Raw genomic sequence first — 21,046 nt, 5'->3', positions numbered from 1 at the left:
TTTTTTGTGGGTATCTGGAGACAATGACAAACCCGAACGCAAAAACCCCCGGTATCATACAGACGCCAGGGGGCAAATCACATATTTTTTTATTATAACATATATAAATACAGTAAAACCGTAATTAAGATCATATATTTATGATCCGCCGGAACCTTTGCGTATCCACAACACAAGTCCTCCCGCAAAAATCAGGAACGCTGCGGCAGCTAACCCTACTATAATTCTGCTGCTGCCTTCTGATTTCTCCAAATCCGCCTCCTGGTTTGCCAACGGTGTTTCTTCATCTTTGATTTCTGTATTTTCCTCTGTCTCTCCATTGTTTTCCGTCACCTGTTCCGTTTCTGCTGTCTGGGCACCCGTCTGCCCATTGTCCCGGGCATTTTCCTGTACATCCTCCCCTGCTTCTGACCCAGCCGCGCCTGCTGTGCCTGACTGATTTCCTGCTGTATTATTTTCGGCTGTATTCTGCTGTACAATGTCCCGGTAATCCGTTACAGTATCCCCCGGCACTGTAACAGTCTCTGTCACAGGCTCTCTCAAACTGGTATACATAAACGCAATCCTGTTTTCTGTTTTCTTCTCCAAAACCATGGACTGCTGCTCCATACTGTCACACCGGTATCCGTCAACCGCGACAGCACGTGCAGTGATGCGCTGACCGTTATTTCCCTGCGCAATTACCGGGGAGGCAATGTCATCTCCGCTCTGGGAATCCACATAATGGATGCTGTATTCCGTCAAATCTACCACTGTACTGTAGTCAACCACGCAGTCCATACTCTCTATCACCTGCTCTGCGTCAGGCATCCAGTCTGTGTTCATTACGTATTTCCCCTCATACTCCTTCACAAATATAATGTCTCCGGCATTGGGCGGCTTTGGCAGCTCTCTATTTGCTTCCACTGTAATTTCTATACTTCCCGTACGGCTGCTCCTTACAACCGCATCCGTACCGTAAATTTCTTGGTAATTTCGGAATAAATCCTCTGTAAACCTTGCTGTTTTCCCCGGCCTGTAAGTCACCGTATAAAAATTCTGTTCCTCAGCCTGCACCGCTATGGCTGTACTGAAAACTAAAAGGACCACACAGAGAATTCCCCTGTATCTTTTAAACCATTTCATTCCGATTCCTCCGCTCCCCAATTGACCATCAACGTTTTGCGTCAGGCAGATTTCTCTTTCCTCTGCGTAAAAAAATGACACCTGCAACCCCTGCCGAAAGAATCAGAGCTGAAAGAAATATTTCCGCAGACGAATCATCACCTGTCTTGACAGTTCTCAGCAGTGTAATAATTTTATCTGTTCCCTTTTTCTGCACCTGAACAATCTGATCCTCCTCATAGCCTGCCCGGAACATAAACTGAAATCTGCCTGCTGCGTCCTGATAAGTATTATTATGGGATTCACCTTCTAATGAAACTTCAAGCCTGATATCAGCTTTCCCTTTTCCCGGAAGACTTGCGGCCAGAAACCACTCGTTTACATTGCCGTTTAAGTCTTTCAACCCCTCCTTGTCAACACCACCCACATTGGCGTCTGTACCTTCCTCATTTCCGTAAATAACTTTTTCCCGGCCATTCTGTACAGAAACCAGCCTGATATGATAAGCGCCTCCGGAAGCTTCCCGGATATCCTCAAACGACTGGATGACGGATGCTGACATAAAAAAGTCCACATCCCTGTCCGTAATGTTCTCAAGACATATTGTCTGCTCCCGTTCTTCACCGGGCAGCATGTCATAAAAACCGCTTCCGAAATCATCGGCGTCATAATTGTAGGAAATATCTGTTCTTCCGTCAAATGTAGCTGTTGGAGGCACATATGAATCTGCCCTGGCAGTTATGATCCCGCCGAATATAATTGACATAACCAGCCCTAATGCCAATATGCCCTTTTTCATAACTACCTCCTTTCCTGGCCGCCTTACTCTTCAATCCGGGCGATCCATCCCTTTTCGTCTATCACCGGGTATACGCCCCACTCTGAAAGCATGGCATCCTCATCTGTTTCCCGACTGCCCAGATACTGCACACCGTCTGCTGTCACCTGGAGTTCTATGTCTTTGCCGGCGTATTCATTTCCTATTTTATCAGATAACTCTATGCTGTTCATAAATGGATTTGTCGTATCTCCCGGCAATACCGGCTGTCTGCAGTAGAGAATGATCTCCTCTCTGTCTCCCTGGTCATCCGATTTTATCATCAGCCAGTCATCCGAGACCCTGATATCTATCAGGGAAGCGTCACTATCAAAATCCTTTTCAAAATCCTGTTTCTCGGAATATTCTCCCCAGCTTTTCTTTATGGTAATTCTTGTATATAATGCTGTGTCCGCTGTATTGCGCACACAGACCTCTTTTTCAAACTTTGTTCCCGGTATTCCGTAAGTATATAACTTTCCTCCCGGCAGTTCTGTATTCTCACCGTCTGTAAGCTGTATTTTTAAATTTCTGGTATTGATCCGCTGTTCCACCGGTTTTCCCTCTGCCCGAAAATAGGCAAGTGAGCCTCCGGCAAACGCCGCGGCAAGCAGCACTGCTGCTGATGCCATAAGTATATATTTCTTTTTCACTGCCCGCCCTCCTCTTTTTTCTTTAACCTCTCCGCACTCACCCAGCAGAAACACGACGCCGAAAAAAGCAAAAGAAGTTTTATTTTTCCCGCTGTGTTTTCAAAAAGCCCACACAGCCTTCCAAGTAAAGGAATCCTGCAGACCACTCTGCCCTTTAACCTTGAAAACACAACAGGGGTCATGTCTTCCGACTTGCCTGAGTCGCCTTTTGTTATAAACGAATGATTTTCTTTATCGGTCCGCAGAACCCGGTGACTGATCACAAACTCTGTGGCTGTCCCGGCAGTATAGGCGATAACATCTCCCGGTCTGATGGCATCAGCGGACACTTCTTTCACATATATCAAATCCCCCGGCCTGTAAGCCGGGTACATACTATCTGTCAGGATCCCATAAACCTGATATCCGAAAAATCTCGGAACCGCAAAGGGAGCTGTTATAAGGATCAGCGCAGACAGGATAAGAACACCTGACAGGTTCAGCAGCTTCCTCATCCTCCCGTACCTGCACTGTTTACCGCAGTATGAATTTCTCTGTCTGTATTTCTTTTCCATCTTTATCAACCCATGATACGGAAGTTATGGCATCTCCGTTTCGTTCATATACAGGCCGGAACCCGTCAGCCTGGACTGCCTCTGCAGATACGGTAACTTCCACTTCTGACGCATTGGCTTCCACTCCCCATTCGCCGGGAATTTTCACCTCTGTGAAAAGCTCTGCGGTATCTCCTGGATTCAGTATCCCTTCCCGCTCTCCGCCGACAAAATAACACGTCCAAACATAATCGGCAGCTTCATCCTTGATGCATACCCAGTTATCTTTGTCCAGATCAATACTGTCTATGGTCACCGGCGGAGTCACATTCCCGGGGTTCACTATGGCAATTGTCGCTCTTATATAAGAAGGGAGGGAATCTTCTGCCAGATGTATGAGGGGTATTTTGGATATTCTGTCACCCGGCAGTACATTTACCGGATCCCGGTAAGATATAGTTTCCTCCGGGTTTAAAGGATTCTGCATTTCCTCCGTAAGGGTAATATCCACATGACCCAGGGAAATGAAATTCTCCGCCTTATTCTTATCTGTGAAATACGCCAGCGAACCGCCGATCACAAGCAGGCCTGCAAGGGCAGTGATGCCAACGCCTTTTATTGCATTCTTTTTCGTCATAAGAGCCAACTCCTATTTACTGCAGAGTCCCTGCACATACTTTAATAAATCGGTAAATTTTGCCGGAACCATCTCATTATCCTCGGCCAGCTCACCGGCTATGGCCTCTCTCGTTGCCTGTACTGTTTTTGATTGGATATGAATACTATAGTGAGCGCTGTCATATCCATACTCAGACACATCATAAGAGAAGGATTGTACATTTTGCTGCGCTTCTTTGTCATAATATAAAATTTGATGTGACCGGGATACTGTGCTTTCCAGCAGCGGATTCATGGTGACGCTCTCCAGTATATAAGGCGAGTCTTCTTTTGCGGAAATAATACCCGCATACAGAAAATAGCAGACTACGTGTTTTCGGTCTGTCACATCTCTGAAACCAACCCACTTTCCCGCATAATCAGCCGGATCTGTGTTTTCCTCATAGAAAACAACCTGGCTGCCAAACTGTTTGACTCCTACCTCCTGCAAAATACCCTCTTCATCAGTAAAAACCACCGGAAGCTCTTCACCGGCTCTGGCAACCGTCACGTCTGTGAACGTGCCGTCTTCACTGTTGTACTGTCTGGATATCACATCATCTCTGCGTATGCAGTTCTCATCAAACCTGGCCGCTGCCACAAAATCTACAGTCCCTGTATTACTGATCTTCACTTTTTTCTCTGTCTTTACACCTGGCTGCCAGTTTTCCGGCGGAGCAAATACTTCATTCAGTTCCCCGTTATAGGTACCCATTGCAAATACATTCCCGACAGATTCCCGGTCGCTGAAATATGCAATCGTTCCCCCTATCAAGAATATACATAAGACAGCTGACAGGGAAACAAGCAGTTTAATCCTGTTCCTCTTCATGATTTTCAGTCCTTTCTTTTTTCCGTTTCTTTTCCGGAAAGAGACTGTCCAGAATAACACTGATAATAATGACCCCCGCCATACCGGCAATGACAACGGGTTTCTTTCCCCAGTCTATAAAATATCCCGCGAAGGGAATGGAGCGCGGAGACGCCACCCCGGCAACCTGGCTGTATTTCACAGGGCTGCCATCCTCCGTATCGTTGGCATCTCCCTTTGTGATAAAGGTCTTATCCGCCTCATCCTTTGCTGTAACCCGGTGGGTAACCAGAGTATCTTCCCCTGCTTGAAAGGTGATCACGTCTCCTTCTTTGATATCCTCGAATTCAGTACCCTTGTAATATAGGATACTGCCCACATGATAGGCAGGCTCCATGCTTCCGCTAAGTACCATAACCGGCCTGTATCCCAAAAGCATGGGAGCTGCTGTCAGCAGGTACATCACTATTATGATGTAAACCAATGCGGATAAAATGTTGAATAGTTTTTTCAGTAGTTTCATATGCCGCTCCATGATTGAAGAACTTCGGTTCTGAGAAAATTATATCTAGTTGTTTTCTGATGGTATAACTGCCCAGCCATTTGCTGCTTCTTTTACTGCCTGTACGAATTCCGTAGTTATGTTAAGTGTGTAATTGTCTTTTGCATACCCCTTCAAATTTTCATCCAGGGCAGTCACGGTATGGCTGTATACATATTTGCCTTTCATCTCGTCTTCTGTAGGTACAGTTGTTGTCCATGATTCGTCAAAATCCGGTTCACTGTCAGTATCTGTCACTTTATAATAAGTCTCAGAAGTATAAAGTCCCATGTCAGTATCCTTACAGAGTGTAACAGAATTCAGCAGCTTTTCTGTTGCCCCTCCCTTGGGAGCCAGTGTCCGGTTCCAATAAAAATATCCGTCTCCGCCGTCAACCCAGCCGTCTTTATTCCCTGCTTCCGCCTCTTCCAGAGTAAGCACATTTATATTCTTATAAACAACAGAACCTTGATCCTCCTCAGTCTCACCATCTTCCGGATCCACCTGATTTGCCTTGTCTACAGCAGGGAAAAAACCTTTGTCCGCTAATGAAGAAGCCAATTCTTTGTCCGCATTTTCCCATACCTCATCAAATTTAATTCTTACCCATAGAGCCGAATCCCCGGTGTTTCTGGCACCTACTTCCTTATCTACTTCTGCACCCGGCTGCCAGTCATCACCGTCTGTGGGGTTGAACTTCTCCACTGTGGTTCCTTCATAAGAACCGGTCTGGAAATCATTCTCCACTGTTGTGCTCTGACTGAAATAAGCCAATGTACCGCCAACTAATACTAAAGCCCCTAACCCGGCAACTGCTTTTTTATATTTTTTATTCATCATCTTATTATCCTCCATATGTATGATCATTTATAATTTATAATTATCCATCTGGTCTGCGCATTTACTGCACCGGCCGTAACTATGCGTATACCGAACAGCTGCAATTATTTTTTAAAGGTTCTCATTTTCCAGGTTCCATGCAGCTTTAATCTCTTCCGGCATACCTGCAAATACCGCATTCACAGCTTTATCTGTTGCCTGTACAGTCTGCATGGTAACCTTCAGTGTGTAATCTGCATCGCTATAACCCATGGCCTCAGGATTCATCTCTGTAATGGAAATATTGAATGTTGCATCATCCGGCAGGTCACCTTCATATGCCGTCCACTGTGACAGGTCATTTACATTCGGTTTTTCTTCTGCTGTTGTGTAATATTTTTTGTTTGTAAAGGCGCCCATATCCGTTTCCGGGGAAAGCTGAACACTGTCAAGGAACTTCTCGGATTCAGGATCATCCGGTGTGATCTGCACATTATAGTAATACCATCCGTCCTCTCCGGCTACCCAGTTCTCTCCAAGTTTTTTCACTACGACTGTACCATCATTTTCAATAATACCATCCAGTGCTCCGGCTACTGTATTTCCCTCTTCACCGGAATCCGGCTGTGAAACTTCTCCGTAAACCGCACCATCTTCTGCTTTATTCTCTTTAATAAGAACAGGCGTCTCGCCTCGATACCATGTTTCATCCAGTTTCACCCTTGCAACGATTGGCTGGTCCCCTGTATTTACCACGGTCACATCCTTATTAACTTCAGCGCCCGGTTTCCAGTCCTCTCCGTCACTTGGTTTGAAATCCTCCACGAGAGTGGAACCGTATTTTGCCGTGTCGAACTTGTTCTCCGCAACCATTGTCTGGTTAAAATAAGCAAATGTTCCTCCCAATACTAATACTGCCGCAAGACCTGCGCCTGCCAATGCTTTCTTGTTTTTCATACCCTTATCCTCCTGATTTTTATTGTTTTTATTTGTTATTTGAACCGAGATAACAACTTTAGTTTTCTGTTATCAGGGCTTTTCCCATGTCCTGGTCTTCCATGGTGCCGTCTATGAGCTTGATCAGCTCCAGCAGGCTTCTGAAATACCTTTTCTCATTTCTTTGTGCCCAGGTAACCTGTCCCTGCCATGTCCCATTTCTTCTGTACATTACATTGACCAGGAAAGTTTCCTCTTCTTTCTGACACATGAAAGCATCTCTCCTTTCCTAAGTGAACCATCCTATGTTTTCATTCTACTTTCAACTCCATTAACAGAACTCATTACAGCTTTGTCCATTTTATATCTGTTTCTTTTTGTATTTCCCTGTATCTTTAAATCCATTCTATCCTTATCCCCATTAACACCTCCCATTACATTTTTTACCTGTTTTCTAACAGACGTCCCTTACCGGTAACCATGCGGCATTACTATAAGATTGCTTTTTGTAATGTTCAGCGTTAATGGTCCATGTATTAGAATTTAGAGAGAATGTTTAGAATACTGGTTATATAAAACAGACAAAACAAATTTCCAAACACGTTCTAAAATATTAATTTACCGCAAAAGAAAAGGGGGCATTTCATGAACCAAAATTTTTCCGATAACAGTCTCCATAACACCCTATATACGGCTGCTATCAAATGCGCAGAACTTTTGTGTCAGCCAAACCAGGATGATGACCAGATCCTTACCAGGATACTGGAAACTGCAGGAGGCGCATTAAGCTCTGAGCAGGCCAGCATATTCAGGATTTGCTGCGGAGAAACTCAATGCATCAGTCAGTGGGGCAGAGACAGCAAAAAAAATATTGATTATGCCTTCTATACTCTTCTGTTCCATCTGCATGAAAAAAATGGGATGGCATTCACTGAAGCGTGCTCTATTTCCCTGAATAAAAAAGACCAATTAAAAGAACCTTTTATAAACTGCCGCAGTATGCTGGAATCTTCAGGCATCACATCTCTGGTTTTTGTACCTCTGCAGATAGATTCCCAGTTTACAGGCCTGCTGGTTTTTGAAAACCTTCCGGAAGGCCTGATTTCAAAAGCTGAAATTTTTGCCACACTGCTCAGTTATCTGGTCTGTTCTTTTTTATGGAAAAAGACCACACTTAACCAGCTGGATTTTTTAAGCCGCTACGACGGACTGACAGATTTAAAAAACAGGAATGCATTCATTATGGATTCCAACAATGGTTTTGCAGCACCTGTTGGTGTTATCTACCTGGATATGAATGGATTGAAAGAAGTAAACGACAAGTACGGGCACAGAAAAGGGGATGAATTCTTGATCAAAATGGCACAGACTGTACTTAAATCCTTTCCTGCAAATTCCTGTTACCGAATGGGCGGTGATGAATATGTGGTGGTCTGCCAGAATATCCCCCGTATTAAATTTGATGAAAGTCTGATCAACCTGACCAACGATTTTTCCAGGATAAAAGATTTTACAGTATCTGTTGGCGCACACTGGACTGACCAGGACCTTCATTTTGACAGAATACTGGGAATCGCGGATCAGCGTATGTATCAGGATAAAAAAGCCTTCTACAGAAATAAACCTGTATCGGAACGTTACCGCTGTCTGACGGATGATATACTAAATCTGAAAGATCCGGTTAAACTGGAAGAACTGATCCGCATAAATAATTTCCAGGTATTTTACCAGCCGAAATTCCGCACAAAAACCCGGGAACTGACAGGCGCGGAGGCACTGGTACGTTATTACAAAAATAAAAAGGTGGTGGAAACGCCTTCACAATTCGTACAGATCTTGGAAGAGTATCACCTCATAGCACAACTGGATCTTTTTGTGCTGGAATCTGTATGCCGGCATATCTCCAAATGGCAGGAAGAGGGAATTGAGCCTGTGCCCATTTCCGTAAACTTTTCCAAGGACACTCTGCGCAGGCCTAATATTGTGGAGAGAGTATCGTATTTTCTGGATAAATATAAAATACCGCTGAATCTTATTGAGATTGAAATCACAGAGACTCTGGAGGATACCAAAGAAGAAAGCTTTTACAATACGCTCAGAGAGCTGAAAGAACACGGACTTAATATAGCTATTGACGATTTCGGTATCCGTCATGCTAATCTGAACCTCCTGATCGATGTAGATTTCAACACGCTTAAAATAGACAAAAACATCACCGACAGTCTTTATAAAAGTGATAAAGCACGGCGTTTTCTCGCCTCCATCACAAGTATCTGCAGAGAGCTGAATATTTCCATTACAGTGGAGGGTGTAGAGACAGAAGAACAGATGGATGTGATCAACCGGCTGGAATGCAATAATGTCCAGGGTTTCCTTTTAAGCCGTCCGCTTCCGCTGCAAAGTTTTGAATCCCGGTTCCTGAAACAATAAATTCGTGTAACGGTTCAGCCGTCCGGCTTCATAAAAAACAGCCGCACCATGATTTCCCATCTATGGTGCGGCTGTTTTTTATTGCCATTGGATTTGATCATTTTCCGACAGTGTATAGGTTCTCCCGAAAAGAGTCTGTGCTGCTTCTGTGCTTACCTGTATCATTTCCGCTTTTACTTTAACATCTATTTGTTTCCCTGATACATCTGTGTCATGCGCTTTGTCATTACTCAGCTCTTTGTTAAAGCTGACAGATTCTAAGGTCACCTGTGTAGTCTCACCCGGCTCTGCCACCCGGGTAAAATAGTACCATGTATCAGATTCCAAAGTCACCCTGCCTTCTGCATTCTCTCCTCCGGGTGTCCAGAACTCCGGAAAATCTTCTGCTGCCCAAAGTATAATATCTTTTCCCTCCACTCCGGAATCTTTCGTATCCACTTCCAGTCTGAATCTCAAAAGGGCAGCACTCTGTCCTGAATTTTTAAACTTTACTTCTTTCAGTTTTTCTTCTCCAGGAAGCCACTTGTCTTCTCTATTAAAGTTTTCTTTTATCTGCATTTCAGGCGTCAGTGTGGAAAACCGATTCTGGATACTGTGATTTTCGGAAAAATAAGCCAGCGTGGCTCCTGCGGTAAACAGACACACAAAAACCGCTATTATTATTTTATACCTGTTTTTTAATTTCATCTGCTGTTTCCCTCCCCGCTGTTCCGGGGCGCAGCGCTGCTCCACGTCACACCGCTGCCGCCCGGGTCAACCGATACCGTCATGCCGAACACAGTCCGTGCCGCATCTGCATTCACTTCCGCAGCGTTAAGCGTTCCTGCCGTTGTGCTGGCCTGAACTACTTCTGCCCGGAAGACAAGATGATACTCTGCACCCCCGTAAATCTCATAATCACCTGTGAATGACGGAAACGTCACGCTTTCAAGTATGTCACCTGTTGTCTCTCCCGGAAGCAGTATCTTCTTGAAATAAAACCATCCGTCTTTTCCTTCAAACCACAGCTCATCATTCTCCACGCCCAGGTCTGTCCAATTTTTCTCTGCCACATCAATGCCGCCAACCTGATTGGAAAGCAGATAAACGCTTCCGCCTTCTCCCTTGGCCTCCCAGGTTTCCGCGCACGCAATTCTCAAAAGCACTGCCGAACTGCCGCTGTTTTTTAAAGCAGCATGTTTATCCTGTGTCGTATTACTCTCAACCTGGAATTCTGTTTCTTTTTCCTCAATTGTCACTTCCGTGGTATGAGACGCCAGTTCATTGTTTACTTCTGCTTCCTGCTTCAGCCAGCCATAAGTTCCGCCTGCCAGAAGCACAGTTAAAAACAGAAGCGCTGAGATTCCCAGTATCCCACTCCTTGCTTTCTTCTTATTCATTATCACCATGCTCCTTTACCGTTGAACTGATTTTGCAGTGAAATGATTGTCTTTATCCGCCCTTCCTTTAAAATACCCCTGGTGGCTAAAGGTATTATGGACTTCAATGATCAGATCATCATCAGGCTCCACACGCACGCGCCCATCACTTTCTACTCTGTCGTTCAGATATTTCTTTTCTGTCTCATCCCACACTTGAATACTGTCCAATTGATACTCATATGGGACAACTTCCTCTACTGACACCATCTGTGTGTCTTCAAATACTATGAAGCCGCTGATTTCCTTATCAGCCAGCATGACCGATGTGGTATAACCCTCATGTGACGCTTTTATTTCAAAATCCTGTTTTTCCTGTAGATTACCGCCATCTACTACTTTTTTCAGACGGAACTGCCCTTCTTTCGGCACATAGGTATTGGTGATGATAACTTTTATCTTATTTCCGGGATATATCCTGATATCAGAGCCGGTGCCCTTTTCTTCCGCACTGGCAGACCCTGCCGCATCACTGTTATCTTGCAGTGTTTCTATGACCGCTGACCTGAAAGTAAAATATTCGCTTATGTTATTTCCATCCACACTGATCTTATCCAATGCCTCTGTAATATTCAGGACTGCTCCTGAATATGATACTTTCAAATTAAACCTTGTGGTCTCCTCATGCACCAGTGCAAAGGAAAGCTCCGGGTTTCCAACTAATTCCGACTTCTCATCTGACCGGCTCAGCTCCATGGGAAATTTTACATCGTTCCCATATTTCCTGATCATCTTTTCCGGATTTTCAACAACCTTCTGCACTTCAATCTCGGCTGTTCCCCACGGCCGGTTCGTAATAATTCCCGCGCTTCCGATCACTGACGGTTTAAGTTTATAGTTCCCGCCGCTGTTTTCTTTCTCCAAATCATTCGGATCTGTTGTGTAGCAAAGTGTGTAATCTTTTGGCTCAACTGTGATATCATACCCCTCCGGTGCAGACAACTCACTCAGATTGTAAGTACCCCACGGATAATCCTTAAATCTGACTGTGCCGTTATTATCCGAGACTGCCTTCTCAGAATATTCCTTTTCGGACAGGCTGTAAATTCCTTTCAGCTGGAATTCAGTTCCTTCGATCGGTTGTCCGGTCTCGCTGTCCTTTTTTGTAAACTGCAGATTGTACAGGGTTCCCTTCACCTCCGGCACCGTGAAGGACAGCCGCGCATCAGAATCCGGCATTGCCACTCCGCCATCCGTCCTGTTGTAATACAATATGGTATCACCATTCGTTACATAAATGTTTCCAGATACAAAAGACGGACCTTCCACATCCAGCCGTATCTTATATACTGCCTGTGCAATATTCTGATAAAAACCGGTAATCTGCGACGCTGACCCCGAGCCTGTAACTATAGTGCTGCCTTCCACCAGCTCATTTTCAGCAATCTGCCAGTTTACTGCCGAACCAGTATCTGCTTCTATCTTTCCATCCGCATACTCTTCATTTTCATAAAGGATATTATTTCCCATTGGATCTGTTACATTGTTCAGGCTGATATCTCCAACAGAATAATCCATGTGTACTTTATCTAAATCAATTGTAAATTCCAGCATCTGTCCGCTGCCATTACCATCCTCATGCAAATTCGTTGATTCCGCAACGATTACCGCTTTTCCGGGCAGTCCCGGCAGTCCGGTTAAATATCCTGTGCAATTGCTGGCATTTGGTGTTGTCCCAAACATTGTTTGTTGATAGACGTACAAAACCATCCCATTTTTTACGATTGTTATTCGGGCTGTATACCTGCGGCCTGTTCCGTTTAGACTAATACTTCCTTTATTTCCTCCTATACTGGTCACATTGACCACATTCCCGAGTTCATCCCTGCCCCAGCTTCCCTGTGTGGTCAGGTTTACTGTGCTGGCATCCAGAATTTCTTTCCAGCTCATTTTTTTATCCATAGATATATATATATAGAACTCATTTTCTGTATCCGTCGGGATCACATTTTTCTGCACTTTTACATCACTGCCTGAGGACGGCTCCTTCTTGTCGGTTGTATTACCCAAATAACCCCCTGACACGATCTGCCACTGGTTGGCCTCCCCATGAGAAGGAATCACATTCGACGCTTCCCCTGCCCGCAGAGCCATAGTCTCTGCCGCACCGTACAGGGTAAAATGATCGGCATTTAATGTAAGGGTACCGTCATCCTCAATCGTGCCTGCTACATTTTCTACAGATTTTTTCTTTTCATCCAGTCTGATAATAAATTGTTCCAGTTCCCCGTCCAGATTTCTTTCTCGTCCCAGACCTGTGTTAAAAAAACTGACTTCCACCGGAACTCTGGGCTGAATCTCTTCACCCTGATACCATAATTTAATATCATACAGTACATATCCAAGAAAAACCTGGTTATCACCTGCCAAATTCTCACTAAGCAGCTCATTTGCCAGGTTCCGCTGCTTCTCACTCAGGAATTCTGCAGTCATAGAAACCTGTTCTGATGGAACATCAAACGCTCCCTCTGGCGCCGTCAACACAATTTTTGTATCTCCAACTTCTGCTTCCAATATTTTTGCCTCTGACGGAGCTGATAGTCCCTCCTGTACACCAGTCAGTCCGGGTTCCGTTTCCGCAGACTCATCTTCCGCATTCTGTTCTTCCGTTGTTTGTACCGTAACACCTGCTTGTTCCATACCATCTGTTCGTTCTGAACCATCTGTTTTTACTGTACAATCTATTTGTACTCTACCATCTGTTTGTGCCTTACCATCTATTTGTACCGCATCTTCTGTCTGTGCCCCATCTTCTGCTTGTATCAAATCATCTGTTTGTGCCCCATCATCTTCTATGTTCTGTACTTCTGATACCTTGTTCACTCCCGGTCCGCAAGGCTCCTGACTCTTTAATCCTGTCACCGCGCCTGCTGCTTCTTCAATAATTATATCCGCATCCGCTTTTAATATTGATGTAGGAACTGAAAATCCCATCAGCAAAGCCATACAAAGCGCGCCGCTTCTTTTTATCCATTTTTTCATTCTTCACCCACTCACTCTCTGCATGAATTTTCCAAGCTTATTCTTTTATCATCTGTTTTAGCAAAGTATAGCAAATGAACCATTAACATCTCCCATTACATGGAAATTCAAAAAAATGCTGAAAAGATATCAGCTGCGGTATAACTTCATATCAGAAAAATCCCACTCCAATTCCTCGGGATCTACAATAGATGAGACATAAAATTGAATACAATTTTTCCAGTATTTATGCTCTGCTGAAAACTTTTTTACTATACGGTCTTTGATAATGCTGCAGTTTTCCTCATTGATCCCCGGCAGCAAAACCATAAACTGGCTTGGACTGCATTTTGTATAGACATCTCCTCTGCGCAGGCTGTTCTTTATCACCTCATTCAATTCTCCTGACATAATTTTGAGCTTTTCCTTATTTTCCATAGGGTTTCCGTATCCGTCAGTGATCGAACACAGCATCAGGAAAATAGACTGTCCGTTCCTCTCCATCATCCTGCGCATAATGCGGAATCCATCTATAAAACTGGGCATTGTGCAATAATAAGCGCCAAAGGATTTTTTCTTCTCACGGATTTCCTGCTTAAAATCTGTAATCTCCTGAGGCTCATAATCCATTTGACGACTCATCTCACGGAACTGACACACCAGTTCTTCCGATGGCGGAATACCCAGTTCATCAAAATACAGATTAGATGCATCCCTGTATACCTTCAGAGCCTCCTGATATCTGCCCATTTTTGAAAGACATTCTATTTTCCATACCTGCCATTCATCCAAGGGATAGAGTTCACACGCCTTGATAACGTACGGCAGTAAATCTGTATATTTTTTCTGTTCTCTATAATACAGACATAATTTTTCCAGGGTTTGTTCATATAATTGCTTATAGTGCACAGCATTCACGACCACCCAGTCTTCTCCCCCCATAACAGAGAGGAAATCTCCATTGTAAAGGTCACAGGCCCGCTTTCTGCATACCGCAGCCTCATCTCCTTCACCTGCCTGTTCTGCCTCATCCGCGTAAAGGATCTGGCTGTTGAATGCCGTCACATCCACCCATACCGGAAAATCACTTTTCCAGTAAAACCGTTTCCCGTCATTGTATATCCATTCTCCACCCGGCAGTCCAAAGTCCTGAAGCATTTTTCTAAGCCTATGCAGCAATACTCTTAGATTATTGGAAGGGTCTGCCAAGACTTCGCCCCTCCCATACAGCCAATCCAGCAATTCCCGACGCTCAATTCCATCCGGATATTTATAAAAAAGGATTTGCAGAAGCTGCATTGCCTTGGTTGCCTTGTTCTTTCTGGATGCCAGTTGTTTTCCCTGAAATTCAATTGAAATATTGCCAAACAAATATACTTTCAGTACATTTTGCTTATCCATAGGTATATCCTTTCAAAACTTTACGTTATTCCGTTTCCATACCTTGTATAAACATTTTGTGCACTCAAATATTTACAACATATTATCAATTATGTTGTAATCTGTTCTTTTATAATATTTTCTTATGGACCATAGGGATTTTTACAGACTACGATTTGAAATGTAAATGGAAAAATAACCTCTGCTTTCTATACATGCATAGGTTATCTGTATTATACTGCGAAATCTTTATACCAAAAACCGCCAGTTGTATACGGTATATTGACAAATTTTTCCAAATGACGTAAACTGAATTATATTAAAAACAATTTATGTACTTTTTTAAACAACATAATTGATATTATGTGTAAATTGCTTCCGTTAAACTTTCTGTCAGTCCAAGGCTGTCTATAATATTTTGAAACTCTGAAGCAGAATCTGTTGTATATATTCTGGTCACTTCCAGACTGCTGTGCCCCAACAGATCAGCCAAGGCCGCCAAGTTCTTTGTCGCTTTATAAAAAGTCCTTGCAAAAAGGTGTCTCAGATTATGGGGGAAAACTTTTTGATGGCTCACGTTTGCTTCTTCCGCCAGTTCTTTCATTTCTCTCCATATATTACTTCTGTCTTTTATTTTTCCACTCCTTGTAATAAATACAGGTCCTGATTTAATATTACTTGTGACAACAGCAAAGTACAGAAGACGTTTTTTTAGTTGTTCCGGAAGAAGAACGGTTCTAATCTTCCCCTTATTATCTATAAGAATCCTTCCTTTTTTTAAGTTCTCCACTGTAAAGAATCTCAGTTCCGATATCCTTATACCAGTAGCACATATAGACTGCAGAATAAGGGATAACTGGATTTTTCCGCTGCTTTTTGCTGTCTTTACCATTTGGTTATATTCCCATAATTCCATTTTCTTATTTTGCTGGAGAAACATCTGCCGCTGTACCCTGAATCCCTTTATCTTTAATTCCGGTATTCCACAGAAATCCAAATAACAATTCAATGCCACAATCATAGAATTCGCACTGTTAACTGCGTAATTTTCCCGGAGCCAGTCTTTATACCGCAGCAGTCCTGTTTTATCAATTTCCCGTTCTGCCCCAAGAAACTTATAAAATGTCAAAATATCTGTCGTGTATTTTTTTACTGTCGCCTCTGCCTTTTCCTGTTCAAATAGATAATCCGCAAATTTATAAACCTTATACGCATTTTCATGTTCCATATTACCCCTGTTTTCCGTCATTAGCTACACCCCATCTTTTTAAATATTTTATTTTTCAGCACCAAATCTACTATTATACTTATTACCCCAGTATTGTATAATTATATCCATCTTCTTATAGCTTTTCCTGCCCCGGAGATTGTATTCAACCTGTCCGCATATATATTATCCATACTTAAAATATATTAATTTGTCTAATTATAGTTCAGCAGACTTAACACTTCAAAACATTATAAATACTCCGGAAAGTTCTGGGAATTGATCCATGACAAATGGTTTGCGGAAATGTAGAATGGGCGGGCAAATACCAATCAAAGAGAGATGCTTTCACAGGCAGTAAAAAATCCCCGAAAACACCTGATACACAGGCATTCCCGGGGATTCTTATAAGCGAAATTATTTAAGTGTAACTTTAGCGCCTTCGCCTTCAAGTTTAGTCTTGATCTCCTCAGCCTCAGCTTTGGAAGCAGCCTCTTTCAGGACTTTCGGAGCACCGTCTACAACTTCTTTAGCTTCTTTTAAGCCTAAGCCGGTAACTTCACGAACAACTTTGATAACTTTAACTTTGTTAGGACCAACTTCTGTCAGTTCTACATCAAACTCATCTTTCTCCTCTGCTGCTGCTGCACCATCACCTGCTGCTGCAACTACAACGCCTGCTGCTGCGGATACACCGAATTCTTCTTCGCAAGCTTTTACTAATTCATTTAATTCTAATACAGATAACTCTTTGATAGCTTCAATAAACTCAGCTGTTGTTAATTTTGCCATTTTTATTTACCTCCAATTTTTTGTTTTATTTTTCATTTGATAGTACGTCTGACTTTGTCAGCGTATTGACTTACTCTGCTGCTGCACCGCCCTGCTGTTCAGCAATCTGGTTAAGCACACGAGCGAAGTTTGTGATAGGAGACTGGATACTTCCAAGCAGTTTTCCAAGCAGTTCTTCTCTTGAAGGAACTTTGGAAAGTGCCTCGATTCCTGCCTTGTCGTAGTAAGCGTCTTCAACAACACCTGCTACCAATTCCAGAGTCGGAACTTCCTTTGCATATTTTGCAAGGATTCTTGCCGGAGCAGTTGCGTCTTCCATACATACTGCTAAAGCGTTTGTTCCCTCTAAATGCTGGCATAATTCTTCACAAGGAGTTCCTTTGAAAGCAAAGTTCATCATTGTGTTTTTGTAAACTTTGTAAGTAACACCAGCTTCTCTTAATTCCTTACGCATTTTTGTATCCTGCTCAACAGTGATACCTTTGTAGCTTACTAACACTACAGATGCGGCATCTTTAATACTGCTGGCAATCTCTTCTACGACCGGTTTTTTGAGTTCTACTTTTGCCATGAATTAGTGCACCTCCTTATTTTTTTAGGCTGCGCTGCTCATATATCGAAAGGTACTTCAACGATTAGTACGAAAAAAACCTCTCTGCATAGACAGAGAGGCTTCATCAATCCTAATAATTGCAAGAATGAATCTTTCCTCGGCAGGCGTTTTGTCCTTATGCCTCACGGCACCTGCTGTCTTCGGCAGCTATTCCTGTATTAAAATACCATGCAGGACAAGTAATGTCAAGCACTTTTTTAATAAATTTTATTTATCTGTCATTTCAATGCCGTACACAAGATAACCGCTGTACTGCGCTCCCTTTACCGGTGTCAGGCTTGGGGCAACAGAGAGCTGATAGTTCTGGCTTCCGTCTTCCGTGAACGCAGCCAGCTCCATACCCTTGATCTGATTTTCCAGTGCTCCCATTTTAGGCTCTCCATCTGTACCTGTTACATACAGGGTAAGGGTAAGCTGTTTTCCCTCCGGGTTCTCAGGATTCTCTGCGGTCAGGTAAAGTCTTCCAAACACACCGCTGCCCTTTGCCAGTGTTACGGATATTTTTTTGTCCTGGGGCAGATTTTTGACAGCTTCGGCCTTAACTGCCACATCCGTATTTCCCTGTGCGGCTACCTCAACGTTTTCCGGTACTGTGACAGTGTATGCCGGTTCGGCGGATTCAAATAATGTAAGATTTGTCACTGATGAACTGTCAGCCTGGGCTGCCATTGGAAACGCAGCACACACCGCCGCTGTCAAAATTGCCGTCATTATCTTTCTGCCTTTTATCATGACATTATCCTCCTCTTTTTCACATCTTATACAACATGCAGAATAGTCTTCACCTGGGCGCCGTTCATGGATTCCAGATCCTCATCTAAGGAATATGTACTTATATTTATATAAAGGTCATAATCGCCCTGCTCCGGCAGGTTTTCCACCGCAAACTCTGTTATGGCCTTGCCTGGTTCTATTAAATCAGAATTGTACAAAACCTCTGATGTCTCCGGAATCTCCAGGGTGTACTTAAAGTAGCAGGGATTGCCTTCAGGATTTACCAGGCTCATCTGAAACTTTTCCGCATTCCGGTCTATTGTCAGCTCTCCATATCCGGGTATTTTGATCCCCGGCGTATCGCCTGACTTGTCCTCCAGATTCTTGTCCCAGTCGGACACGTCTGAGGAAACCACCAGTCCCCGTCCGGCATCCTTACCCTGGGCTGTCTTTCTACCAAACAGAACCACGGACACCACAAGGCTCACAGCCAGAACGATCCCCAGCACAATAAAAGCTGCTTTCTTTATATTTCTACTCTGCATATTTCTCATCCTTTTTATCTACTCATTTTTCTGCAGATCCTGCCCACTTTTCTTTTGCCGGGCCGCAAGGTATATAACGCATCCCGCCGTCAGACACACAGCCAGCAGACCTGCTGTCCGGCTGTCATCTCCTGTCTTGGCTGCAGTGCCCGAGGTTATGCCTGTCCTGTTTTTCGCCGTGCTGTTTTTCGCCGCGCTCTTTTTTACAGTGTCAGCCGTCTTATCCTTCTCCGTATATAGATGAAGGCTGCTGGAGGACGCGTATACGCAGACGGGAGTGCACACCAGCAGAACAGAAAGTGCCAGAACCATCATCCGTTTTCCTTTTCCCATCATGTCAGCTCCTTTCCTGCCACATATAACAGGTGCTGCATGTTAGTTGTCAGCAAGCTGGATTCCGAAAGTGATACTTCCCGTATAAGCCACGCCGTATTCAAATCTTCCTGCGATCACAGGCTTGATCGTATATTGCTTTGTCTCGTTTCCGGTAAATGCCACAACTTCTCTTCCGTTTGCCTGATCTTTATCACCTGTGGTCTCAATGGTCTCCCCTGCTTCGGAGATGATCTGATAGCGGATAGATGTATTCGGTGATGTATCGCCCTCCAGCACCATCTGATTCCTGTAAGCACTTGTACCCGCAATAGTCACGGAAATTTTCCTGCCTTCCGGAATGTTTTCTACGTTTTCTGCTGTTACATCCACTGTGGTGCCTTCATTCCCCATGGATACAGAGGCCGGGATCGTCACAGTGTAGGAAGGATCTGCTGTCAGCACCGCGCTGATCTCCTGGTCCTGGGACACAGTATCTTCTGCCGCAAAGGCAGTCAAAGGCATGGCCATGCACATAGCTGCTGTTAAAATGGCTGCTGTAATTCTTTTTCTCATCATGTTTCCTCCTTGGGATCAATTATGATTTTTTATTACAGCACAAGTATACAGCGAACCGGGAAGATCCGTCTTCAAGAGCAAGTAAAATCCATCTTAAATATTTGTTACTGGGCAGAAGAGAAAAGCCCCGGAACAGCCTCTTTAAGAAGCCATTCCGGGACTCTTACTCGTCCTGCTGCTGTAAAAGAATTTCCTTTGCCGCTGCCTCCAGCCTGCCTCTTTTTTCTTTTACCTCTGCTTTCTTTACCTCATTTTCTATAACACTTGATGCCTTTTTTGTCTGCATTTGGCTCTTTAAGGTACCTTCTATCTGGTCAAAAGGCAGAACTCCATCATCCTCCCTTTTAAGGCACTTCATGACCAGGCTGTTTTGCCCTGCAGTGAAGAGCTGGCTTATTTCGCCCTCCCGCATGGCAGAGGCCAGTATCCACCGTATACTGTAGACACCACTCTTTCCCTCCTGTGTGTCCAAAGTGTTCATTTCCAGTTCGTAAAAACTTATATCCGGGAAAACCTCTGTGAGTTCCTCCCTGCTCTTCCCTTCTTCCATCGATTTCACAGCGTCCTGAAGAAGTGCAGCATTCTCAGATTTTGTCTCAGCTATAAGCATGGTCACACCCGTCTCATAACTGTAAGCATCCCTGCTTTCCTGATAGGCAGCCTCTAACTCCTCCCGGGTAATATCCTGCTCTTTTTTCAGCACTTCCATCAACTGCGCTTCCAGTTCAGTGTATACATACTGATAATAATCACCTTCTGTATAGGAAGAAAGGCCATACGTCACATTACCTGAATCTTCTTTTCCTGAGCGGGAGGTATTTTCCTTCTCCAGGGAGGCTTTTATGGAGGTATAGTCCATGTCCGCATCTATTCCCTTTTCCTTTGCCATGGACGCAGCCGTCTTCTTTTGTATTAAATCCTCTTCTGCCAGGCTCATAATAACCGCAAGAGGCGCCCCGCCATCTTTCTCTGTTGTCCAGAAATCCTTTTGATTGGCCTCTTCCGTGGAATATTGACTCTTTACCTGAGCCTGGTACCGCTTTATTACAAGCTGATACTCTTCCTTTGCAACCTCCTGTCCATTGATCTCCATCACTGTGCGCAGTTCCTCCGGTTTTCGTAACCTGAGATAAAAAATCAACCCTGCCAAAAGCAGGAGCACAATTCCAAAAACAATATTTACAATATATTTTTTCCGCATCCGTCACTCCTGAAAATGGGAGC

The 21,046-nt window shown here is 43.9% G+C and carries 23 protein-coding genes and 1 other annotated feature; of the genes, 1 reads left to right on the top strand and 22 read right to left on the bottom strand.

Annotated features, from left to right (window positions below):
- Positions 1–138 precede the first annotated feature (138 nt).
- The 10 genes from BLCOC_RS01595 to BLCOC_RS01550 form a co-directional block, all read right to left on the bottom strand.
- A complete protein-coding gene (locus BLCOC_RS01595) occupies positions 139–1,125 on the bottom strand; it encodes a MucBP domain-containing protein (protein WP_115624159.1) in 987 nt (328 codons plus the stop codon).
- Between the two features lie 28 nt (positions 1,126–1,153).
- The gene (locus BLCOC_RS01590; protein ID WP_115624158.1) at positions 1,154–1,903 is read right to left on the bottom strand and encodes an LPXTG cell wall anchor domain-containing protein; all 750 of its coding nucleotides are present in this window, start codon (positions 1,901–1,903) and stop codon (positions 1,154–1,156) included.
- A 23-nt stretch (positions 1,904–1,926) separates the two neighbouring features.
- On the bottom strand, positions 1,927–2,574 hold the full coding sequence (locus BLCOC_RS01585; RefSeq protein WP_115624157.1) for a hypothetical protein: 648 nt from the start codon (positions 2,572–2,574) through the stop codon (positions 1,927–1,929).
- Positions 2,571–3,068, bottom strand: a complete 498-nt coding sequence (locus BLCOC_RS01580) for a signal peptidase I (protein ID WP_165907189.1) — start codon at positions 3,066–3,068, stop codon at positions 2,571–2,573. Before BLCOC_RS01580 ends, BLCOC_RS01585 begins: the two co-directional genes overlap by 4 nt.
- A 19-nt stretch (positions 3,069–3,087) precedes the next feature.
- The gene (locus BLCOC_RS01575; protein ID WP_115624155.1) at positions 3,088–3,744 is read right to left on the bottom strand and encodes a SipW-dependent-type signal peptide-containing protein; all 657 of its coding nucleotides are present in this window, start codon (positions 3,742–3,744) and stop codon (positions 3,088–3,090) included.
- 12 nt (positions 3,745–3,756) lie between these two features.
- A complete protein-coding gene (locus BLCOC_RS01570) occupies positions 3,757–4,596 on the bottom strand; it encodes a BsaA family SipW-dependent biofilm matrix protein (RefSeq protein WP_115624154.1) in 840 nt (279 codons plus the stop codon).
- Positions 4,577–5,098, bottom strand: a complete 522-nt coding sequence (locus BLCOC_RS01565) for a signal peptidase I (RefSeq protein ID WP_115624153.1) — start codon at positions 5,096–5,098, stop codon at positions 4,577–4,579. Before BLCOC_RS01565 ends, BLCOC_RS01570 begins: the two co-directional genes overlap by 20 nt.
- 45 nt (positions 5,099–5,143) lie before the next feature.
- Positions 5,144–5,956: a BsaA family SipW-dependent biofilm matrix protein gene (locus BLCOC_RS01560; protein WP_165907190.1), complete on the bottom strand. Its 813-nt coding sequence runs from the start codon at positions 5,954–5,956 to the stop codon at positions 5,144–5,146.
- 111 nt (positions 5,957–6,067) lie between these two features.
- Complete coding sequence (locus tag BLCOC_RS01555) at positions 6,068–6,892, bottom strand: BsaA family SipW-dependent biofilm matrix protein (protein WP_115624151.1); 825 nt, start codon at positions 6,890–6,892, stop codon at positions 6,068–6,070.
- Between the two features lie 58 nt (positions 6,893–6,950).
- A complete protein-coding gene (locus BLCOC_RS01550; protein ID WP_115624150.1) occupies positions 6,951–7,142 on the bottom strand; it encodes a hypothetical protein in 192 nt (63 codons plus the stop codon).
- A gap of 374 nt (positions 7,143–7,516) precedes the next feature.
- Here BLCOC_RS01550 and BLCOC_RS01545 point away from each other — a divergent pair, with 374 nt between their 5' ends.
- Positions 7,517–9,301: a bifunctional diguanylate cyclase/phosphodiesterase gene (locus BLCOC_RS01545; RefSeq protein WP_115624149.1), complete on the top strand. Its 1,785-nt coding sequence runs from the start codon at positions 7,517–7,519 to the stop codon at positions 9,299–9,301.
- Positions 9,302–9,379: 78 nt separating this feature from the next.
- On the opposite strand, the gene BLCOC_RS01540 is transcribed toward BLCOC_RS01545, so the two are convergent.
- The 12 genes from BLCOC_RS01540 to BLCOC_RS01485 all read right to left on the bottom strand — a co-directional run bounded on the left by BLCOC_RS01540 (position 9,380) and on the right by BLCOC_RS01485 (position 21,023).
- Positions 9,380–9,988 carry a BsaA family SipW-dependent biofilm matrix protein gene (locus BLCOC_RS01540; protein ID WP_115624148.1) on the bottom strand — a complete coding sequence of 203 codons (609 nt, stop codon included), beginning with the start codon at positions 9,986–9,988 and terminating at the stop codon, positions 9,380–9,382.
- Positions 9,985–10,680 carry a hypothetical protein gene (locus BLCOC_RS01535; RefSeq protein ID WP_115624147.1) on the bottom strand — a complete coding sequence of 232 codons (696 nt, stop codon included), beginning with the start codon at positions 10,678–10,680 and terminating at the stop codon, positions 9,985–9,987. Before BLCOC_RS01535 ends, BLCOC_RS01540 begins: the two co-directional genes overlap by 4 nt.
- Positions 10,681–10,695: 15 nt before the next feature.
- Positions 10,696–13,701, bottom strand: a complete 3,006-nt coding sequence (locus BLCOC_RS01530; protein ID WP_115624146.1) for a prealbumin-like fold domain-containing protein — start codon at positions 13,699–13,701, stop codon at positions 10,696–10,698.
- Between the two features lie 129 nt (positions 13,702–13,830).
- Positions 13,831–15,081 (bottom strand): AfsR/SARP family transcriptional regulator, encoded by a 1,251-nt coding sequence (locus BLCOC_RS01525; protein WP_115624145.1) that lies wholly within the window; start codon positions 15,079–15,081, stop codon positions 13,831–13,833.
- 340 nt (positions 15,082–15,421) lie between these two features.
- Positions 15,422–16,288: a tyrosine-type recombinase/integrase gene (locus BLCOC_RS01520; RefSeq protein ID WP_115625519.1), complete on the bottom strand. Its 867-nt coding sequence runs from the start codon at positions 16,286–16,288 to the stop codon at positions 15,422–15,424.
- A 396-nt stretch (positions 16,289–16,684) separates the two neighbouring features.
- Positions 16,685–17,059 (bottom strand): 50S ribosomal protein L7/L12, encoded by a 375-nt coding sequence (gene rplL / locus BLCOC_RS01515; protein WP_018596966.1) that lies wholly within the window; start codon positions 17,057–17,059, stop codon positions 16,685–16,687.
- Between the two features lie 70 nt (positions 17,060–17,129).
- Positions 17,130–17,630 carry a 50S ribosomal protein L10 gene (gene rplJ, locus BLCOC_RS01510; RefSeq protein WP_115624144.1) on the bottom strand — a complete coding sequence of 167 codons (501 nt, stop codon included), beginning with the start codon at positions 17,628–17,630 and terminating at the stop codon, positions 17,130–17,132.
- 63 nt (positions 17,631–17,693) lie between these two features.
- Positions 17,694–17,834 (bottom strand) — a sequence feature (ribosomal protein L10 leader region).
- A 45-nt stretch (positions 17,835–17,879) separates the two neighbouring features.
- On the bottom strand, positions 17,880–18,404 hold the full coding sequence (locus tag BLCOC_RS01505) for a hypothetical protein (RefSeq protein ID WP_115624143.1): 525 nt from the start codon (positions 18,402–18,404) through the stop codon (positions 17,880–17,882).
- A gap of 26 nt (positions 18,405–18,430) precedes the next feature.
- Positions 18,431–18,931, bottom strand: a complete 501-nt coding sequence (locus BLCOC_RS01500) for a hypothetical protein (RefSeq protein ID WP_115624142.1) — start codon at positions 18,929–18,931, stop codon at positions 18,431–18,433.
- Between the two features lie 18 nt (positions 18,932–18,949).
- Positions 18,950–19,267: a hypothetical protein gene (locus BLCOC_RS01495; RefSeq protein WP_131918306.1), complete on the bottom strand. Its 318-nt coding sequence runs from the start codon at positions 19,265–19,267 to the stop codon at positions 18,950–18,952.
- A gap of 39 nt (positions 19,268–19,306) precedes the next feature.
- Positions 19,307–19,822, bottom strand: coding sequence for a hypothetical protein (locus tag BLCOC_RS01490; protein ID WP_131918308.1), 516 nt, complete (start codon positions 19,820–19,822; stop codon positions 19,307–19,309).
- A 163-nt stretch (positions 19,823–19,985) separates the two neighbouring features.
- Positions 19,986–21,023: a peptidylprolyl isomerase gene (locus BLCOC_RS01485; RefSeq protein ID WP_115624139.1), complete on the bottom strand. Its 1,038-nt coding sequence runs from the start codon at positions 21,021–21,023 to the stop codon at positions 19,986–19,988.
- Positions 21,024–21,046: the final 23 nt, after the last annotated feature.

The organism is Blautia coccoides (genome assembly GCF_034355335.1).
Taxonomy (GTDB): Bacteria; Bacillota; Clostridia; order Lachnospirales; family Lachnospiraceae; genus Blautia; species Blautia producta.
The sequence above is the reverse complement of the archived record's forward strand: the minus strand, read 5'-3'. Positions and strand labels throughout refer to the sequence as shown.